Annotated in this window: 19 protein-coding genes; 17 read left to right on the top strand and 2 right to left on the bottom strand. The window is 72.2% G+C overall.

Features of this window, described 5'->3' with window-relative positions:
- Positions 1–25 precede the first annotated feature (25 nt).
- From QWJ41_RS09095 to QWJ41_RS09080, 4 genes are all read left to right on the top strand, one after another.
- The gene (locus QWJ41_RS09095; protein ID WP_302707491.1) at positions 26–583 is read left to right on the top strand and encodes a pyruvoyl-dependent arginine decarboxylase; all 558 of its coding nucleotides are present in this window, start codon (positions 26–28) and stop codon (positions 581–583) included.
- Entirely contained in the window at positions 576–1157 is a 582-nt protein-coding gene (locus tag QWJ41_RS09090; protein ID WP_302707490.1) for a hypothetical protein, read from the top strand. The genes QWJ41_RS09095 and QWJ41_RS09090 overlap by 8 nt, the downstream gene beginning before the upstream one ends.
- Before the next feature lie 116 nt (positions 1158–1273).
- Positions 1274–1654: a response regulator gene (locus QWJ41_RS09085; RefSeq protein WP_302707488.1), complete on the top strand. Its 381-nt coding sequence runs from the start codon at positions 1274–1276 to the stop codon at positions 1652–1654.
- Between the two features lie 9 nt (positions 1655–1663).
- On the top strand, positions 1664–2611 hold the full coding sequence (locus tag QWJ41_RS09080) for an oxygenase MpaB family protein (protein WP_302707486.1): 948 nt from the start codon (positions 1664–1666) through the stop codon (positions 2609–2611).
- On the opposite strand, the gene QWJ41_RS09075 is transcribed toward QWJ41_RS09080, so the two are convergent.
- Positions 2568–3662 carry an LLM class flavin-dependent oxidoreductase gene (locus QWJ41_RS09075; RefSeq protein ID WP_302707484.1) on the bottom strand — a complete coding sequence of 365 codons (1095 nt, stop codon included), beginning with the start codon at positions 3660–3662 and terminating at the stop codon, positions 2568–2570. The genes QWJ41_RS09080 and QWJ41_RS09075 overlap by 44 nt on opposite strands.
- A gap of 114 nt (positions 3663–3776) precedes the next feature.
- On the opposite strand from QWJ41_RS09075, the gene QWJ41_RS09070 reads away from it, so the two are divergent.
- The 13 genes from QWJ41_RS09070 to QWJ41_RS09010 all read left to right on the top strand — a co-directional run bounded on the left by QWJ41_RS09070 (position 3777) and on the right by QWJ41_RS09010 (position 17008).
- Positions 3777–5003 carry a substrate-binding domain-containing protein gene (locus tag QWJ41_RS09070; protein ID WP_302707483.1) on the top strand — a complete coding sequence of 409 codons (1227 nt, stop codon included), beginning with the start codon at positions 3777–3779 and terminating at the stop codon, positions 5001–5003.
- Positions 5000–5761 carry an ABC transporter ATP-binding protein gene (locus tag QWJ41_RS09065; RefSeq protein WP_302707481.1) on the top strand — a complete coding sequence of 254 codons (762 nt, stop codon included), beginning with the start codon at positions 5000–5002 and terminating at the stop codon, positions 5759–5761. The genes QWJ41_RS09070 and QWJ41_RS09065 overlap by 4 nt, the downstream gene beginning before the upstream one ends.
- A complete protein-coding gene (locus QWJ41_RS09060; RefSeq protein WP_302707480.1) occupies positions 5758–6540 on the top strand; it encodes an ABC transporter ATP-binding protein in 783 nt (260 codons plus the stop codon). The genes QWJ41_RS09065 and QWJ41_RS09060 overlap by 4 nt, the downstream gene beginning before the upstream one ends.
- On the top strand, positions 6537–7412 hold the full coding sequence (locus QWJ41_RS09055; protein ID WP_302707478.1) for a branched-chain amino acid ABC transporter permease: 876 nt from the start codon (positions 6537–6539) through the stop codon (positions 7410–7412). Before QWJ41_RS09060 ends, QWJ41_RS09055 begins: the two co-directional genes overlap by 4 nt.
- Complete coding sequence (locus QWJ41_RS09050; RefSeq protein ID WP_302707476.1) at positions 7409–8563, top strand: branched-chain amino acid ABC transporter permease; 1155 nt, start codon at positions 7409–7411, stop codon at positions 8561–8563. The genes QWJ41_RS09055 and QWJ41_RS09050 overlap by 4 nt, the downstream gene beginning before the upstream one ends.
- The gene (locus QWJ41_RS09045) at positions 8560–10188 is read left to right on the top strand and encodes a class I adenylate-forming enzyme family protein (RefSeq protein ID WP_302707475.1); all 1629 of its coding nucleotides are present in this window, start codon (positions 8560–8562) and stop codon (positions 10186–10188) included. The genes QWJ41_RS09050 and QWJ41_RS09045 overlap by 4 nt, the downstream gene beginning before the upstream one ends.
- Positions 10185–10886, top strand: a complete 702-nt coding sequence (locus QWJ41_RS09040) for a TetR/AcrR family transcriptional regulator (protein ID WP_302707473.1) — start codon at positions 10185–10187, stop codon at positions 10884–10886. Before QWJ41_RS09045 ends, QWJ41_RS09040 begins: the two co-directional genes overlap by 4 nt.
- Positions 10883–11818: an alpha/beta fold hydrolase gene (locus QWJ41_RS09035; protein ID WP_302707471.1), complete on the top strand. Its 936-nt coding sequence runs from the start codon at positions 10883–10885 to the stop codon at positions 11816–11818. Before QWJ41_RS09040 ends, QWJ41_RS09035 begins: the two co-directional genes overlap by 4 nt.
- Positions 11819–11886: 68 nt before the next feature.
- Positions 11887–13206: an extracellular catalytic domain type 1 short-chain-length polyhydroxyalkanoate depolymerase gene (locus QWJ41_RS09030; protein WP_302707469.1), complete on the top strand. Its 1320-nt coding sequence runs from the start codon at positions 11887–11889 to the stop codon at positions 13204–13206.
- 31 nt (positions 13207–13237) lie between these two features.
- On the top strand, positions 13238–13774 hold the full coding sequence (locus tag QWJ41_RS09025) for a hypothetical protein (RefSeq protein WP_302707467.1): 537 nt from the start codon (positions 13238–13240) through the stop codon (positions 13772–13774).
- A 101-nt stretch (positions 13775–13875) separates the two neighbouring features.
- A complete protein-coding gene (locus tag QWJ41_RS09020) occupies positions 13876–14358 on the top strand; it encodes a YetF domain-containing protein (RefSeq protein WP_302707465.1) in 483 nt (160 codons plus the stop codon).
- 324 nt (positions 14359–14682) lie between these two features.
- Positions 14683–15339 (top strand): hypothetical protein, encoded by a 657-nt coding sequence (locus tag QWJ41_RS09015; RefSeq protein ID WP_302707463.1) that lies wholly within the window; start codon positions 14683–14685, stop codon positions 15337–15339.
- Positions 15287–17008, top strand: coding sequence for a recombinase family protein (locus QWJ41_RS09010; RefSeq protein ID WP_162250922.1), 1722 nt, complete (start codon positions 15287–15289; stop codon positions 17006–17008). The genes QWJ41_RS09015 and QWJ41_RS09010 overlap by 53 nt, the downstream gene beginning before the upstream one ends.
- Here the strand turns inward: QWJ41_RS09010 and QWJ41_RS09005 are convergent.
- Entirely contained in the window at positions 17005–17226 is a 222-nt protein-coding gene (locus tag QWJ41_RS09005) for a hypothetical protein (RefSeq protein ID WP_156393530.1), read from the bottom strand. The genes QWJ41_RS09010 and QWJ41_RS09005 overlap by 4 nt on opposite strands.
- Positions 17227–17562 lie beyond the last annotated feature (336 nt).

The raw sequence follows: 17562 nt of genomic DNA, 5'->3' as shown, positions 1-17562 counted from the left end.
GCAGCGTCCTGCTGCGCCGGGCCCGATGTTCTCGGAGGTCCCGTTGGTTCCCGCTCAGCCCCTCGACCGCTCCGCCGACGCCTCCGCCCACCCGGCCCCGGCCGGGCCGCGCATCACCGTGCGCACCGGCAGCGGCACCGGTCGCACCCGGCTCTCGGCCTTCGACGCGGCCCTGCGCGAGGCCGGCGTCGCCGACCTCAACCTGATCACGCTCTCCTCGGTCGTGCCGCCCGGCAGCACGGTGGTGGAGTCGCACGAGCCGCTCGAGCACGACCACGGCGACCGGCTGTGGTGCGTGCTCGCCTCGGCCGGCGCCGAGCAGCACGGTGAGGTCGTCTGGGCCGGCCTGGGCTGGGCCCGCGACAGGGCCACCGGCGCGGGGGTCTTCGTCGAGCACCACAGCGGCAGCGAGGAGGCCCTGCGCACCCAGATCACGCTGAGCCTGGAGGACCTGTGCGCCTCCCGGGGCTGGGACGACGTCGAGAGCAGCACGGTGGTGGCGACCGCCGCGTGCGTCGACGACCCGGTCTGCGCGCTGGCCGTGGCCGCCTACGAGGTGCAGGGGTGGGCGAGCGGTGCCTGAGCGGACCCTGGACGGGCTGACCATCACCATCGACGTCGAGCGGGCCCTCGACCCCGACGTCGTGGATCGCTTCCACGACCTCTACGTCGAGACCTTCGAGCCGATGGCGACCCGGGCGGTGGCCCGCCAGGTGCTGCACCGCGAGGAGTTCGTGGAGGAGATGAGCGACCCGCGGGTGCTCAAGTACGTCGCCCGCGACACCTCCGGCGAGGTGGTCGGGCTGACCACCCTGACCCGCGACCTCGAGACGGTGCCGTGGATCAGCCCGCAGTACTTCGCGGCGGCCTACCCCGACCACACGGCCCGCGACGCGGTCTTCTACCTCGGCTTCACGCTCGTGGCCCCGCAGCACCGGCGTACGCACGTGTTCCGCTCGATGATCGAGGAGATCATCGTGCGGGTCCTCGAGGCCCGGGGCGTCTGCGGCTGGGACGTGTGCGCCTACAACGAGCAGGTGCTGGGCTTCTCGACGATGATCGGCGAGCTGTTGGCCTCCCACGCCGACTGCACCGTCGAGCAGGTCGACACCCAGGCCTACTCGGTCGTGGAGATGCACGGGCCACGTCCGGCCTGAGCCCGCCGGTCCTGGGCCCGCCGACCGGCAGCCGCACGGATGCCGGGCCGGATGCCGGCGCAGGTATCGTCTCCGACAGCAGCCGTCCGGGGGCTGCGACCCGTCGAGAGGAAACGATGCCGACCGTGCTGGTGGTGGACGACGACGACGTCCGCATGGTCACCTGCCTCTCGCTGAGCAAGGTGGGCGGCTGGGACGTGCTCGAGGCCTCCCGCGGCCGCGAGGCGATCGAGGTGGCCCACAGCGCACGGCCCGACGCCATCCTGCTCGACCTGATGATGCCCGAGATGGACGGCATCACGACTTTCGGCCACCTGCAGGACGACCCCGCCACACGCGACATCCCGGTCGTCCTGCTCACCGCCAAGAGCCACGTCGGGCCCACCCAGCCCTGGGACGGCCTGGCCGTGGCGGGGGTGCTCGCGAAGCCCTTCAGCCCGATGGAGCTGCCGCGCGACGTCGCCGCGCTGCTGGGCTGGAGCCCGCCCGGGGCCTAACGTGCGGCCATGAGGTCGTTCACGTGGCGGGGCAAGCGGTTCGGCGGGGTCCCGCGCGACCACTGGCGACGGGTCAACGAGGCGCTCGACCCCGAGACCGACTTCGTGGAGATCTACCGCAACGCGGTGGTGCACGAGTTCCCGTGGGACATGAACCAGGCGCTCTCCTTCGCGCTCTTCCGCACCTACGCCGTGCCCGGGATCGGTCGGCTGCTCGCCGAGACCGGCGCGTTCACCGAGCAGGTGCAGCGCCGCTACGACGACACCGCCCTGCTGCTCGAGCAGCCCTCGCTGAAGGGCTTCGAGCACCCCGACGCCCGGGCCGCGATCCGCCGCGTCAACCAGATGCACCGCGCCTACGACATCCCCGACCACGAGTTCCGCTACGTGCTGTCCACCTTCGTGGTGGTGCCCCAGCGCTGGCTCGCCGACTACGGCAAGCGGCCCCTGAGCGCCACCGAGCTGAGCGCCTCGGTGAACTACTACCGCACCCTGGGCCGGCACATGGCGATCCCCGACGTGCCCGAGACCTTCGACGGCTTCGCGCGGCTGATGGACGACTACGAGGCCGCCCACTTCGGGCCCGACGAGGGCGGGCGCGCGGTGGCCGACTCGACGCTGGCGCTGATGCTCACCTTCCAGCCCTCGTTCGCCGCCCGCGGCGTCGAGCTCTTCTCACGGGCCCTGATGGACCCGCCCCTGCGCGAGGCCCTCGGGTACGCCGCACCCGCGCGGCCGGTCGAGCGCGCCTCCCGGGCCGCGCTGCGGGCCCGGGGCCGGCTGCTGCGGCGCTTCCCGGCGCGGCTGAGCGCCCAGACGGTCGCCGACCTGCCGTGGGTGCGCTCCTACCCCGACGGCTACGACATCGAGCAGCTGGGCACCTTCCCGACACCGGGGGTGGCCGGCTGCCCGGTCAGGCACGCTCCTGGGCCAGCAGCTCCCGCACCCGGGGGATGACCTCGGTGCCGTAGAGCCGGATCGACTCCAGCCGCTGGGCGTGCGGCAGCGCCCCGACGGCGTACTTCATCTGGAAGCGCGAGAGGCCCAGGGTGCGCACCGCCCAGGCGATCTTGCGGGCCACGGTCTCGGGGGAGCCGACGAAGAGCGCCCCCTGCTCGCCGGCGCCCTGCTCGAAGGCCTCGCGGGTGTAGGGGCCCCACCCGCGCTCGCGCCCGATGCGGGTGAAGGCGGCGGCCTGGTGGGGGAACATCTGCTCGCGCGCCAGCTCGTCGGTGGCCGCGACGTGGCCGGGGGAGTGCATGCCGATCGGCAGCTCGGGGCGCTCGTACTCGACCAGCGCGCGCCGGTAGAGGTCGGCGAGCTGGGTGAACCCGGCCGGTGAGCCGCCGATGACGGCCAGCACCAGCGGCATGCCGTACGCCGCGGCGCGCACCACCGACTGCGGCGTGCCGCCGACCGCGATCCAGGCGGGCAGCAGCCCGGCCTCGGTGCGCGGGTGCACGACCTGCTCGCGCAGCGGCGGGCGGATCGTGCCCGACCAGGTGACCGGCTGCTCGGACTGGACGGCGGCGAAGAGGTCGAGCTTCTCGTGGAAGAGCACCTCGTAGTCGGACAGGTCGTGGCCGAAGAGGGCGAAGGACTCGGTGAACGAGCCGCGCCCCAGCTGCACCTCGGCGCGCCCGCCGCTGATCGCCGCGAGCGTGGAGAAGCGCTGGAAGACACGGATCGGGTCGTCGGAGGAGAGCACCGTGACGCCGGTGCCCAGGCGCAGCCGCGAGGTCTGCCCCGCGATCGCGGCCAGCACCACGTCGGGCGCGGAGATCGCGTAGTCGTCGCGGTGGTGCTCGCCGAGCCCGAGGTAGTCGACGCCGACCCGGTCGGCGAGCACGCCCTCGGCCACGACCTGGCGGATCGCCTCGGCCTCGTGCACGGCCCGCCCGTCGGGACCGAGCTCGAGGTCGCCGAAGGTGTCGAGCCCGAAGGTCGGCCGTGCGCGGGTGCCCAGGCGCTGCAGGGCGTCGGGCAGGTCGGCAGGAGGGGTGCTCACGCCGTCGAGCCTACGAGGGGGTCCGTACCAGTCGTTGACATGGCTAAGACCTGTGGTTACCGTCACGCTATGAGACCTGAATCACCTGTCAGGTTTGACGACGAAGGAGAAGTCATGACGCAGCGCACCCCGGCCCGAACGGGCGGACGACGCTCCCTGGCGGTGGCCGCAGCAGCGGTCGTCGGCGTGCTGGGCCTCAGTGCCTGCGCGCCCGACAGCGGTTCCGCCTCCTCGGGCGAGGACGGCGAGGCAGCGGCCGTGCCGGTCTCGATCATCTACTCGCAGAGCGGCCCGCTGGCGGCGTACGGCGAGGCCTACCGCAACGGCCTCGAGGCCGGCATCGACTACGCCACCGACGGCTCCGGCGAGGTCGACGGCCGCGAGATCGAGCTCGACTTCGCCGACGACGCGGGCGACCCCGCCAAGGCCGTCGGCCTGGCCAAGGACGCCATCGGCTCCGGCACCCAGATCATCGCGGGCACCGTCTCCTCCGGCGTGGCGCTGTCGCTGGCCGAGCAGGCCGAGCAGAACGAGGTGCTCTACATCTCTGGCCCGGCCGCCGCCGACGCCGTGACCGGCATCAACCGCTACACCTTCCGCTCGGGCCGACAGACCTACCAGGACGTCGCCACCGCGGGCTCGCTGATCGGCGACCTCGAGGGCAAGAAGGTCGCGGTCTTCGCGCAGGACAACGCCTTCGGCCAGGGCAACGTGGCCGGTGTCGAGGCCGTCCTGGGCGGCGCCGGCGCCGAGGTCGAGCCGGTGCTCGTGCCCGAGGACGCCACCGAGTTCACCCCCTTCGCGCGCCGCATCCTCGACGCCGACCCCGACCTGGTCTTCGTGGCCTGGGCCGGCGACACCACCAGCGCCATGTGGCAGTCCCTGGACCAGCAGCAGGTCTTCGACGAGGTGCCGGTGACCACCGGTCTCGGCGACATCGCCAGCTACGGCGCCTACGGCGCGGCCAGCGAGCAGATCACCTTCCTGTCCCACTACTTCGCCGGCGCCCCCGACAACGAGGTCAACGCCGCGATGGTCGAGTCGCTCGAGGAGGCCGGCGCCGAGGCCGACCTGTTCTCGCCCGACGGCTTCGTGGCCGGCCAGATGATCGTGCACGCCATCGAGGAGGGCGGCGGCGACGACGTCGACGCGATGATCGACGCGCTCGAGGGCTGGGAGTTCGAGGGCCCCAAGGGCACCACCACGGTGCGCGCCGAGGACCACGCGCTGATCCAGCCGATGTTCGCGGCCACGCTGAGCGAGCAGGGCGGGTCGTTCGTGCCGGAGCTGGCCGACCAGGTCGAGCCCGACGTCGTCGCACCCCCGGTCGCGACCTCGTGAGCCAGCCCGGCCCGGTCCTCGCGGTGCACGACCTGCACCTGAGCATCGGCGGCGCGGTGATCATCGACGGGGTCTCCCTCGCGGTGCCGCGCGGCGAGATGCTCGGGGTGATCGGCCCCAACGGTGCGGGCAAGACGACGCTGTTCAACCTGCTGTCGGGCGTCATGCGCCCGACAGCGGGCACGGTGCACCTCGCCGGCGACGACGTCACCGCCCGCTCGGTCGACGCCCGGGCCCGGGCCGGGCTGGGCCGCACGTTCCAGACCTCGAGCCTCTTCGACGGGCTCACCGCGCTCGAGAACGTGCGACTGGCCGCGCAGGCGGCCCTCGGCGGGGCGCTGAGCCTGGTCCGCTTCCCCGGTCGCGGCGGCGCCGCCACCGAGCGGGCGCGTGACCGGCTCGACCAGGTCGGTCTGGCCCACCACGAGCAGACCGTCGCCGGGGGCCTGGCCCACGGCGACAAGCGCAAGCTCGAGATCGCCATGCTGCTGGCCAGCGACCCCCACGTGATCCTGCTCGACGAGCCGATGGCCGGGGTCGGCATCGCCGACGTCGAGGGCCTGATGGACCTGATCCGCAAGGTGCACCGCGAGCACGGCACCACCGTGCTGATGGTCGAGCACCACATGGACGTCGTCCTCGGGCTCGTCGACCGGCTCGCGGTGATGCACCACGGTCAGCTGCTGGCCTGCGACTCCCCGCAGGCCGTGATGGCCGACCCCACCGTCCAGAGCGCCTACCTGGGAGCGAGCGCATGAGCCAGTCAGGACCCGTCCTGCGGGTGCGCGGCCTCTCGGCCCGCATCGGCCAGCAGCAGGTCGTCGAGGACGTCACCCTCGAGGTGCCCGCCCAGGGCGTGACCGCCCTGCTCGGGCGCAACGGCGTGGGCAAGACGAGCACCATCAAGGCGGTGCTCGGCCTCGTCGAGCGCAACGGTGTCGTCGAGCTCGACGGCGAGCGCATCGACACCCTGCCCACGCACCGCATCGTGCAGCGAGGCGTCGGCTACGTCCCCGAGGACCGCGAGGTCTTCGGCTCCCTGAGCGTGGAGGAGAACCTGCGCCTGGCCGAGCGCAGCGCGAACCCGCGCCGTGACCTGGTCGCCGACCTGTTCCCCGACATCATCGCCCGCGGCCAGCAGGCCGCCGGCACCCTGTCGGGCGGGCAGCAGCAGATGGTCGCCCTGGCGCGGGCCCTGCTCAACGACAACCGGCTGCTGCTGGTCGACGAGCCCACCAAGGGCCTCTCGCCCAAGCTGGTCGGCGAGGTCACCGAGGCGCTCGAGCGCGCCGCCCAGGTCGTGCCGATCCTGCTCGTCGAGCAGAACCTCGTCGTGGCCCGCCGCCTGGCCGACCGCGCCGTGGTGATGGCCGACGGCCGCGTCGTGCACACCGGCGACGCCGCCGAGCTGCTCGACGACGAGCAGCGGGTCGTCAGCCTCCTCGGCGTCGGCTCCACCGGCTCCAGCCACGGGTCCAGCCATGACTCCGGCAGCCACCCCGACCCGTCCACCCACGACCAGGAGGTCCGCTCGTGAGCACCGTCGTGCTGCTGCTCGCCACCGGCCTGGGCCTGGGGGCGCTGTACTTCCTCGTCGCCTCGGGCCTCTCGCTCATCTACGGCCTGATGGGCGTGCTCAACTTCGCCCACGGCTCCTTCCTGACCCTGGGCGCCTTCGCCGGGTGGGAGACCGCCCGCCGCCTCGGCGGCGACTCCTGGGGCTCGCTGCTGCTCTCGCTGCTGGTCGGGGCCGGCGTCGGCGCCCTCGCCGCCGTGCTCACCGAGCTGCTGCTGATCCGCCGCCTCTACGAGCGCCACATCGAGCAGGTGCTGGTCACCGTCGGCCTGGCGCTGGCCACCGTCGCACTCTTCGACGGCATCTGGGGCACCGACGCCATCTTCGTCACCGGCCCCGGCTGGTTCGACGAGACCACCACGATCCTCGGCGCCCGGGTGCCCAACGACCGGTTCCTGCTGATCGGGGTCGCGCTCCTCGTGCTGGGCGGCATCGTGGCGTTCCTGCGCTTCACCCGCTTCGGTCTGGTGATCCGCGCCGGCGTCGAGAACCGCTCCATGGTCACCGCCCTGGGCATCGACGTGCGCCGCGCCTTCACCGTCGTCTTCGCCATCGGCGGCGCCGCCGCCGGTCTGGGCGGGGTGCTGGCCTCGCACTACTTCGGCTACGTCTCGCCCCAGCTGGGCGGCTCGCTGCTGATCTTCGCCTTCATCGTCACCGTCATCGGCGGCCTGGGCTCCCTGCTCGGTGCAGCGATCGCCTCCGTCGTGGTCGCGGTGCTGCAGCAGATGGCCAACTTCTACCTCTCCGGGACCGGCGACCTGGTGGTCGTGCTGCTGCTGGCCACCGTCCTGCTCGTGCGTCCCTCCGGCCTGATGGGAGCCCGCGCATGAGCACCACCACCGACACCCACCCCGACACCGGTACGCCGCAGCCCGCGGCCCCGGCCGGCCCCACCGGTGGCGCGCGCCGCGGGGCGGGGCTGCCGCTGCGGCTGCTGGCGGTGCTGGGCCTCGTCGTGCTGCTCGCGGTGCTGCCGTTGATCAACGTGAGCGTGCCCGGCGTGCTGCCGGGAGCGACGTACACGCCCGGCACGCTGCAGCTGATGGCGCTGGCGCTGGTCTTCGCCTCGCTCGCGCTGACCTACCACGTGATCTTCGGCGTGGCCGGGCTGCTGAGCTTCGGGCACGCGCTCTACCTGGCCATCGGCGCCTACGGGCTGGGCATCGTGCTCGAGCGCACCGACCTGGGCCTGGTGCCGGCGATGCTGCTCACCCTGCTCGGCGGCGCGGTCGTCGCGCTGGTGCTCGGCGCGGTCGGGCTGCGCGTCGGCGGCATCTCCTTCGCCATGGTCACCCTGGCCTTCGCCCAGGCCGGCTCGGTGCTGATCCGCCGCAACAGCGACGTCACCGGGGGCGAGGAGGGGCTGCGCCTCGACACCACCAACGTGCCCGACGCGTTCGTCGGCGTCACCGACACCCGCAACCTCTACTGGGTGGCGCTGGTGCTGCTCGTGGTCGTCTTCGCGCTGGTCACCTGGTTCGAGCGCTCGCGCGCCGGCCACGTCGCCGCCGCGACCCGTGAGAACGAGCTGCGGGTCCGGGTGCTGGGCCTGCGGCCCTTCGCGGTCAAGCTGCTCGCCTTCGTCACCGGCTCGGTGCTGGCCGTGGTCGTGGGCATGGTCTACCTGCTGCTGCAGAGCGGCGCCACGCCCCGCGTCGCCTCGGCCGACTTCACCCTGACCATCCTGGTGATCGTGGTGCTCGGCGGCCTCGGCTCGCGCTGGGGCGCGGTGGTGGGCGGCATCGTCTACACGCTGCTCGACCAGCGGTTGACCACGCTCGCGGCCTCCGACGCCGTCGAGTCGCTGCCGGCCGTGCTGAGCGTGCCGCTGGGCGAGCCGCTGTTCATCCTCGGCACCCTGTTCATCCTCGTCGTGCTCTTCGTGCCCGGCGGCCTGGTCGGCCTCGGCGCCCGCCTGGCCGGGGCCCGCACCCGCGCCGGTCGCCCCGCCACGCCCGCCGCGGGGGAGGATGGCCCATGACCACCTTGTCCGCCTCGTCCGCCTCGTCCGCCTCGTCCGCCTCGTCCACCGCGACCGCCGACGGCCTGCACACCCTGGGCCGCTGGATCACCGACCGGGCGACCTCGACCCCCGAGCGGGTCGCGATCGACGACAGGGGAGTGGTGCTCACCTACGAGCGCCTCGACCAGCGCGCCGAGCACCTCGCCGCGCGGCTGCGCCGAGCCGGCTACACCCGGGGCGACCGGCTGGCGACGCTGACCGGCAACAGCGCCGACCACGTGGTGCTCTTCTTCGCCTGCGCCAAGGCCGGGCTGGTGCTGGTGCCGCTGTCGTGGCGGCTCTCGCCGCGCGAGCTGGCCGGGCAGGTCGAGGAGGCCGACCCCGCGCTGCTGCTGGTCGAGGAGGAGTTCACCGCCCTGGCCCGCGCCACCCTCGACCTCGTCGTCGGGCAGGTCCCGGTGGCCGCGATGGGCACCCAGGGCGTCGAGCGGCACGCGCCGGCGCCGGGTGGCTCCGAGCGCGCCCGCGGCGAGCGGCGTACGACGGCGGGGGCGGCGCCGGTCGCGCCGGTCGAGGACGACGACCCGCTGCTGATCATCTTCACCTCCGGTACCTCCGGGCAGGCCCGCGGCGCGGTGCTGACCCACGCCAACTGCTTCTGGACCAACCTGTCGCTCTCGCGCACCGCCGAGATCACCAGCCGCGACGTGGTGCTCGCGCTGATGCCGCAGTTCCACGTCGGCGGCTGGAACGTGCAGCCGCTGCTCGCGTGGTGGATGGGCGCCACCGTCGTGCTCGAGCGCACCTTCGACGCCGGGCGGGTGCTGCACCTGATCGCCGAGCGCCAGATCACCACCACGATGGGGGTGCCGGCGACCTACCTGATGCTGGCCGAGCACCCCGACTTCGCCGCCGCCGACCTGAGCAGCCTGCGCCACGCCATCGTCGGCGGGGCGCCGATGCCCGAGCCGCTGCTGCGCACCTGGCACCGGCGCGGGGTCGCGCTGACCCAGGGCTACGGCCTGACCGAGGCCGCGCCCAACGTGCTGTGCCTGCCGCCCGAGGAGGCCACCCGGCGCGTCGGGATGGCCGGCACCCCCTACCCGCACGTCGAGGTCGAGCTCGTCGACCCGGCCACCGGCGAGGTCGTCGAGGGCCCCGGCACCGGCGAGCTGGTGGTGCGCGGGCCCAACGTCTTCGCCGGCTACTTCCGCGAGCCCGAGCACGAGCGGGCCGAGCAGGAGCGCCACCGCGGCCTGCACACCGGCGACCTGGCCACCCGCGACGCCGACGGCTACTACCGCATCGTCGACCGCATCAAGGACATCTTCATCACCGGCGGCGAGAGCGTCGCCCCGGCCGAGGTCGAGCAGGTGCTGCTGGCCCACCCGGCCGTGGCCGACGCGGCCGCGGTGGGCGTGCCCGACGAGCGCTGGGGCGAGGTGTGCGCGGCGTACGTCGTGCTGCGCCCCGGCGTGGCCACCGACGAGCAGGACCTGCGCGAGCACTGCGCCCGCGAGCTGGCGGCCTTCAAGGTGCCGCGCCACGTCGAGGTCGTCGCCGAGATCCCGCGCTCCTCGAGCAGCAAGATCGTGCGGCGCGCGCTGGCCGACCGGTGGCGCGAGCAGGAGGCCCGGGCATGAGCGAGACCGCACGCAAGCCGCCCAGCACCAAGCGCGGCACCGCGACCCGCAAGGCGATCATCGACGCCGCCGAGCACGTCTTCGCCGAGCACGGCTACGCCGATGCCTCGATCACCCGGATCACCGAGAAGGCAGGGGTGGCCCAGGGCACCTTCTACCTCTACTTCGACTCCAAGCTCACCGTCTTCGAAGAGCTCGTCGAGGACCTCAACCGCCGGGTACGCCACGCCATGACCGAGGGCTCGGCCGGCGCCACCACCCGCCTGGAGGGCGAGCGGGCGGGCTTCCGGGCGTTCTTCGCCTTCACCGCCGAGCACCCCGCGCTCTACCGGGTGGTGCGCGAGGCCGAGTTCGTCTCGCCCCGCGCGCTCAAGCTGCACTACACCCGCATCGTCGAGGGCTACATCGCCAACCTCGAGCGGGCCCGCGAGGTCGGCGACGTCGGCGACATCGACCCCGAGGTCGTCGCGTGGGTGCTGATGGGCATCGGCGAGATGGTCGGGATGCGCTGGGTGCTCTGGGGCGACGAGCCCGGCGCCGCCCCCGGCCCCGGGTCGACCGCCACCGTGCCCGACCACGTCTTCGAGCAGGTGATGGCCTTCATCGAGCGGGCCCTGGCCGCCGCCCACCCCGACCCCAGCAGCGACAGCAGCGACAGCAGCCCCAGCAGCCCTGACACAGGAGCAGACCAGCGATGACCACCGCCACCCGGCACCCCTCGGCGCCCGGCTCCCCGACCGGCCCGACCGGCCCGCGAATGATCCGCGTGCCCGTCGACGGCGGCGAGCTGACCTGCGGCGTATGGGGTCCCGAGGACCCCGACGCGCCCGTGGTGCTCGCCGTGCACGGCATCACCGCCCACCACCGCTGCTGGCCGCTGGTCGCCGAGGCGCTGCCCGGCCACCGGGTCGTCGCGCCCGACCTGCGCGGTCGCGGCCGCAGCGCGACGCTGCCGGCGCCGTACGGGCTCGAGCAGCACGCGCGCGACCTCGAGCAGGTGCTCGACCACCTCGACGTGGCCCGGGTGGGCCTCGTCGGGCACTCGATGGGCGCCTTCGTGGTGCTCACCCTGGCCGCGCGGATCGGGGAGCGGGCCACCGGCCTGGTGCTCGTCGACGGCGGGCTGCCGCTGCTGGCGCCCGCCGGGGGCGTCCCGTCGCCGACCGCGACGCCCGACGACGTGCTCGGCCCCGCCGCGGCGCGGCTGCGGATGACCTTCGAGAGCCACGAGGTCTACCGCGACTTCTGGCGCGAGCACCCCGCCTTCGCCCACGACTGGAGCCCGGTCGTCGAGGGGTACGTCGACTACGACCTCGAGGGCGAGGCGCCGCACCTCAAGCCCTCGGCCGTGGTCGACGCGGTGGCCGCCGACGCCTCCCAGCTCTTCGGGGGAGCGGCGTACGAGTCGGCGATGCGGGCCGTGCAGGTGCCGACCACCTTCCTGCGCGCCCCGCGCGGGCTGATGGACGAGCCGCAGGCGCTGTACCCGCCCGACGCCGCCGAGCGCGCCCGCGAGTGGCTGCCCCAGCTGCGCGACGTCGAGGTCGACGACGTCAACCACTACACGATCGTGCTCGGCCCCCGCGGTGCCGAGGCCGTCGTCGCCGCCACGCGGGAGCTGCCCGCCTGACCGCTGCCTGACCCACTGCTGTCCCGCACCACCCGCACGTCATGCCTGGCCCTACTCGGAGGAGCACCATGATCGACGTACCGACCCCGTCCCTGCCCGGATCCCTGCCCCGGTCCGCGACGAGCGCCGCCCGGCGCAGCGTCCCGGCCGTCCTGGCCGGCGTGCTCGCGGTGGTGCTCACCGCCGTCACGCTGGTCCTGGGCCCCGGCGCCGGCACCAGCGCCCGGGCCGCGGGCAGCTGGACCAGCGAGACCATCGCCGGCATGAACGTGCGGCTCTACGTGCCGACCACGGCCCCGGCGATCGCCGACGGGCGAGCGCTGATGGTCAACCTGCACGGCTGCGTGCAGACCAACACCGACCTGCAGACGGCCGGCAACTGGCAGGCCACCGCCGACGCCTACGGCATGGTCGTGGCCGTGCCCGCCGCCCCCAACGGCGGTGTGATCGCCGGCTGCTGGGACTACTACGACGGCAACCACAGCCGCAGCAACCCCGCGCGCCACGACGACAACCTGCTGGCGCTGGTCGACACGCTGCTCGGGCGCACCGCCCTGGCCCTCGACGCCGACCAGGTCTACCTCTCCGGGCTGTCCTCGGGCGGCGGCGAGACGATGGTGATGGGCTGCCTGGCCCCCGACGTCTTCGCCGGCATCGGCATCAACGCCGGGCCCACGGTCGGCACCACCTCCTCGCAGATCTCGACCGTGTCGACGACCAAGGCGGCCGCGACCTCGACCTGCACCCGCTTCGCCGGCAGCCACACCGCCGGCTTCGACACCCAGCTGACCTCGGTCATCCACGGCAACGACGACTACACCGTGGCCACCGGCTACAACCTGCTCAACGCCGAGGTGATGGCCGGGCTCTACGACGCCACCACCACCTCGCCGGTCACCATGTCGACGCTGCCCGGCACCAGCACGGCCGGCAGCGGCACCGTGTGGTCCGACGCCGAGGGGCCGCGGGTCTCGCTGCTCACCAACACCGGCCTGGGCCACAACTGGCCCGCCGGCGGCGGCCCGGGCGGTCGCTACATCAAGGCCAGCAGCATCGACTACCCGCGCTACGTCACCTCCTTCTTCTTCGCCCACAACCGCCGCGTGAGCGGGACGACCACCGGCACGCCGACGCCCACCCCCACGACCACCCCTACGCCCACCCCGACGCCGACGCCTACGCCGACCACGCCGCCAGGTCCTGTGGACTGCTGGACCAGCACCAACGCCACCCACGAGAGCGCCGGGCGGGCGGTCAGCTACGGCAACGACCCCTACAACCCGTTCTACGCGCTGGGCAGCCAGGACTACCTCGGCCAGGGCAACGCCACCGTGACCTCGGTGCGTGAGACCAGCGACGGCTTCTACCGCAAGGTGAGCGCCTGCTGAGCCCCTGCGGGCGCGGCACTAGCCTGAGCACGTGAAGCCCCTGATGACCGTCGTCGTCGGCCTGGTCGTCGTTCTGCTCGACCTGCGCTTCGGCAGCGGGGGAAGGGCCTTCGACCTGCTGCCCGACCCCGTGGGCTGGATCGTCGTCGCGTTCGCGCTGGGCAGGCTCGCCCACCTGCACCAGGGGTTCCGGCTCGGTGCCGTGGCCGCCGGGGTCGGCGCCCTGGTCTCGGCGCCCCTGTGGCCGGGCCCCGACCTGCTCGGCGAGACGGCGGTGTGGCTGGGGGTCCTGGAGGGGGTCGTCGACCTGGTCGTGGTGGTGGGCACGCTGAGCGGGGTGATGGCGGTCCTGCCGCGCCGTGCGGGGAGCGCGCACACCCTGCGCACGACGTACGTCGTGGTGGCGGGGGTCTACGCCCTCCTCGCCGTCGGTGGTCTGGTGAGCACCGGCCTGGTGGTGCTGGCGCTGATGGCCACCCTGGTCAACCTCGTCGTCACCGTCATCGTGCTCATCTTCCTGGGCAGCGTCTCCTCCGAGACCCCCGACCCGGCCCAGATCTCCCGCTGACCCGGCCTGAACTTCCCACCGACCCGGCCCGAACTTCCCGCCGACCCGGCCCGAACCTCCGCAGCCGGGCTGCGCCGGCGTCGATGCGACACGATGGCCCGATGGACGACCTCGGCTTCTACCTCGGCCTTCCCCTCTTCGGCGCTGTGACGATCGTGGTGTCCACGATCGTGCTCTACCTGGCGATCACCACGCTGCTCTCGCACGCCGGCCAGCGCCTCTACGCCTCGCCGTCGAGCCTCGACCTGGCGGTGGTCACGGTGCTGGGAGCGATCGTCGGCCGATCGATCCTCGGCCAGGTGCCGACGCTCAGCGGCGGGCTGCTCGCGCTCGCGACCCTGCTGGTCGTCGAGGGCGTCGCCGGGCGGGTACGGCGCAGCGACCGGATGGTCGCGCGTCGGAGGCACCGGGCGGTGGCGGTGATGGTGGCCGGGCAGGTGCAGCGCCACGAGCTGACCCGCCTCGGGCTCGACGAGTCGGGCCTGTGGACAGAGCTGCGCGCTGCCGGGGTGCGCTCGCCGCAGGAGGTGGCGGTCGCGGTGGTGGAGCCCGACGGCAGGTTCACGGTGCTGCGTCGCGGCTAGGAGGTGCATCCCTCCGCCCTGACCGGGGTGAAGCACTCCGGCGAGCTGCTCGAGCGCCTCTCCGCCGGCTGACGGGGCTCCGCCGGGTAGATCCGGGACGGCTCGACGCGAAGTCAGGGCCGGGTCAGCGCGAAGTATGGGCCGGGTCGGCGGGGCTGATGAGGTCACAGGGACCAGGGGTGTCGTTGTGGCGGAAGCCCGGCTCGGGCACACCCCGAAGGGTTCTCCACAGGTTAAGAATCGAGGCTTCCCGGGTAGGTGTCCGGCTGCGTAGCGTCACCGATGACGCACTCCTGCTGCTGACCCCTACTCGGAGGGCCTGCCATGGCGATGACCCACGCCGACGCCCGGCGGGCCTCCGCATCCCCGCACCCCGCCGCCAGGGCCGGTTCGGGCGCCCGGCTGCCAGGGCACGCCGAGACCCTCGAGCACCTCGACCACGCGCTGCGCGAGGTGGTGCGCCGCGAGGGCATCGACCCCCAGCGCGACCCAGGCGTCGTACGACGTCTGGCCGAGTCGTTGGTGCACGAGCACGACGAGCGCAGCCTGACCGGCGCGGTGGTGCCTGTCGGCGACGCCGAGGCAGTGGTCGGCGAGCTGGTCGCGCGGGTCTCCGGGTTCGGGGCGCTGCAGCCCCTGCTCGACGACCCGACGGTCGAGGAGGTGTGGATCAACGACCCCAGCCGTGTCTTCGTCGCCCGCAACGGCCGGCATGAGCTGACGAACCTGATGCTCACCCAGGCGCAGGTCGCCGAGCTGGTCGAGCGGATGCTGAAGTCGAGCGGGCGGCGCATCGACATGAGCCGGCCCTTCGTCGACGCGATGCTGCCCGAGGGGCACCGGCTCCACGTGGTGCTCGAGGGCATCAGCCGCGGCTTCTCGGCCGTCAAGACCGCAATGCCTAAAACCACTGCTAGATTCTGGTGGCATGCAGCAGCAGCGAGGTTTGCCCCAAGCGCCCGCGATCTACGCGAGGATTAGCCTCGACCGCACTGGACAAGCCCTCGGTGTCCAGCGGCAGATCGAAGCATGCCGCGAACGATGCGAGGCGCTCGGCTGGCCTGAGCCGAAGGTGTACTCAGACAACGACATTTCTGCACGCTCTGGCAAGCGTCGCCCCCGTTTCGAGCAACTTCTGGCTGACGTGCAAGCCGGGTATGTCGATGGGCTAGTCGCGTGGCACCTCGACCGAGTGTTGCGGCGAGTGGTCGACTTGGAGCGGGTGCTGGATGCGATCGAGGCTCAGCGGTCCGCGATCCCGGTGGTGTTTCTCCAGGCTGGCGAAATCGACCTAACCACCCCGTCCGGCCGCCTTCTCGCCCGGATCCTCGCTGCCGTCGCCGCCAACGAAGGCGACGTGAAGTCTGCCCGTCTTTCCGCGCAACGAGCACAGGCTGCGCAGGCAGGTCGGGCCCATGGACCGCTCGGGTATGGCTATGACGATGAGCAGCGCATCATCCCCGAGGAGGCTGGCGTCATCCGAGACGTTGCACGCCGGCTCATCGAAGGTGACTCGCTGTACTCGATCGCGGCCGACCTGAACGAGCGCGGAGTGCCTACCCCTGGTAGTGGAAAGTGGGACGCGAGGCGGGTTCAGCGGGCCGCCGAACGGGACGAGCGTCAAGCTGTCACCGCCGTCATCGAAGGCGCGCGCAGCAGCAGTTCCCTCACCCCTGGCGCTCTCGCGCGCCTATTGCGGAAGGCTGGCGGAAACGCCGAGGTGTGCTCCGCAGCTTGGGTCCGCGACCAACTCTGGGTCGAACATGTCACGTCTCACGATCACGGTCTGGACGACTCGACCATTGCCCGGATGCTGTTTGCGGCCGGCGTGCCGGCGGACCGGTCATACTGGCGGGCTGCGAACGTGCGCGCAATGGTTCGCCGCGGATCACTGTGTGGCTGGCGCGAGTTCAGCCCCGGCCAGCGGGGAGGCTATGGCGAGTTGATCTCGCCGGGGGACTGGACCCCGATTCTGTCCAAGGAAGCGATTGAGGACATCCGGCTGGTTACAGACCGACCCCGGACAAAGCGTGGCCGTGAGCCGAAGTATCTGCTCGCGGCCATTCTTAAGTGCGGCAAGTGCGGCTCTAGCCTGGCCGGGTCACCAACCCGCAACGGCGGTCCGTTCCGGTATGCCTGCTCCAAGCAGCCGGGCCGACCGCACACCTGCGGTGGCCTTACCATCGCAGGGCCTCAGACTGATCGGATCGTCTCTATGGCCATCATTGACGCGGTCGCGGAGGCCAAGGTCCGCTCAGGTACCGCCCAACGCCGCACCGCCAACGGTGCTGCGGCACGCGGGGCCGAGGAGACAATTGCCGAAATCAGTCGCTTGCGGAAGCACTACGGCCTGGAGTTCGCAGCTGGGCGATTGCACCAGGAAGAGTGGGATGCCGTGCGCGAGGGGTGGGCGCTCCGCCAGCGCGAGGCAGAACGCGTGCTGGGGACGTGGGCGCCAAACCTGCACGCGGTGCTGTCTGATGTGCCGAAAGACCGTCCAGACATCGAGAAGTGGTGGGAATCGGCGTCTGTACGACGCAAGCGAGAGATCGTCCAGGTGCTAGTCGAGAGGATCGAGATCGCGCCTCGAGAGAAGATCAACAACAGGTTCGACGATTCACGGATCGGTGAGCCGGTTTGGAGGATCTAGGCTGCGGGCAGGCCCGATCGCTGAGACTGCGGGCCCTCCAAAGCCATGATCTCGGCGAGTCGATTGAGCACTCCGGATCCGGTGATCACAGGAGATTTGCCCTGCTTGGCACGGGCCTCGCGTGCTCGGCGCGAGTAAGCGTTTGCCATGTCATCGAGCGTGCGCTCCCGCAGCGCGCCAGCGTTGGCGCTTTCAGTGGTGTGGACTGATTCGTTCACGGGGCTGCTCCTTGGAGACCGGAGACGGTGAGTGTGCCAGTCTGAAGTGGCCCCACTTGGAGCCGTAGTGCTGGCTTGAAGTGGCCCCACCCTCGACCTACTTGTCCCCGTACTTTCGTGCCCGTCTGCCAAGGCGAGTCACGAGAGATGCAGGGGTGAAAGTGAGATCGAGAGTGGAGCAGTTCGAACGTATCCGACGCGATGCGCGCGATGAAGGAGCGTGTCAACTTTTCTGTGTAAGGCGGCCGATCTCTTTACTTTGAGTTGGGCTTACAGGTGGGGGTTGATGCGGTCGGGGTAGGCGATCGCGAGTTGGGCGAGGGCCTGCTTCCAGTT

The organism is Nocardioides cremeus (assembly GCF_030518195.1).
Classification (GTDB): Bacteria; Actinomycetota; Actinomycetes; order Propionibacteriales; family Nocardioidaceae; genus Nocardioides; species Nocardioides cremeus.
This window is presented reverse-complemented; position numbering and strand designations above follow the sequence as displayed.

What these genes read in the sequence shown, in the direction of transcription:
- QWJ41_RS09095 (WP_302707491.1), top strand. Translation starts at nt 26, where the DNA reads ATGTTCTCGGAGGTCCCGTTGGTTCCCGCTCAGCCCCTCGACCGCTCC.
- QWJ41_RS09085 (WP_302707488.1), top strand. Translation starts at nt 1,274, where the DNA reads ATGCCGACCGTGCTGGTGGTGGACGACGACGACGTCCGCATGGTCACC.
- QWJ41_RS09080 (WP_302707486.1), top strand. Translation starts at nt 1,664, where the DNA reads ATGAGGTCGTTCACGTGGCGGGGCAAGCGGTTCGGCGGGGTCCCGCGC.
- QWJ41_RS09070 (WP_302707483.1), top strand. Translation starts at nt 3,777, where the DNA reads ATGACGCAGCGCACCCCGGCCCGAACGGGCGGACGACGCTCCCTGGCG.
- QWJ41_RS09060 (WP_302707480.1), top strand. Translation starts at nt 5,758, where the DNA reads ATGAGCCAGTCAGGACCCGTCCTGCGGGTGCGCGGCCTCTCGGCCCGC.
- QWJ41_RS09050 (WP_302707476.1), top strand. Translation starts at nt 7,409, where the DNA reads ATGAGCACCACCACCGACACCCACCCCGACACCGGTACGCCGCAGCCC.
- QWJ41_RS09045 (WP_302707475.1), top strand. Translation starts at nt 8,560, where the DNA reads ATGACCACCTTGTCCGCCTCGTCCGCCTCGTCCGCCTCGTCCGCCTCG.
- QWJ41_RS09040 (WP_302707473.1), top strand. Translation starts at nt 10,185, where the DNA reads ATGAGCGAGACCGCACGCAAGCCGCCCAGCACCAAGCGCGGCACCGCG.
- QWJ41_RS09035 (WP_302707471.1), top strand. Translation starts at nt 10,883, where the DNA reads ATGACCACCGCCACCCGGCACCCCTCGGCGCCCGGCTCCCCGACCGGC.
- QWJ41_RS09030 (WP_302707469.1), top strand. Translation starts at nt 11,887, where the DNA reads ATGATCGACGTACCGACCCCGTCCCTGCCCGGATCCCTGCCCCGGTCC.
- QWJ41_RS09020 (WP_302707465.1), top strand. Translation starts at nt 13,876, where the DNA reads ATGGACGACCTCGGCTTCTACCTCGGCCTTCCCCTCTTCGGCGCTGTG.
- QWJ41_RS09015 (WP_302707463.1), top strand. Translation starts at nt 14,683, where the DNA reads ATGGCGATGACCCACGCCGACGCCCGGCGGGCCTCCGCATCCCCGCAC.
- QWJ41_RS09010 (WP_162250922.1), top strand. Translation starts at nt 15,287, where the DNA reads ATGCAGCAGCAGCGAGGTTTGCCCCAAGCGCCCGCGATCTACGCGAGG.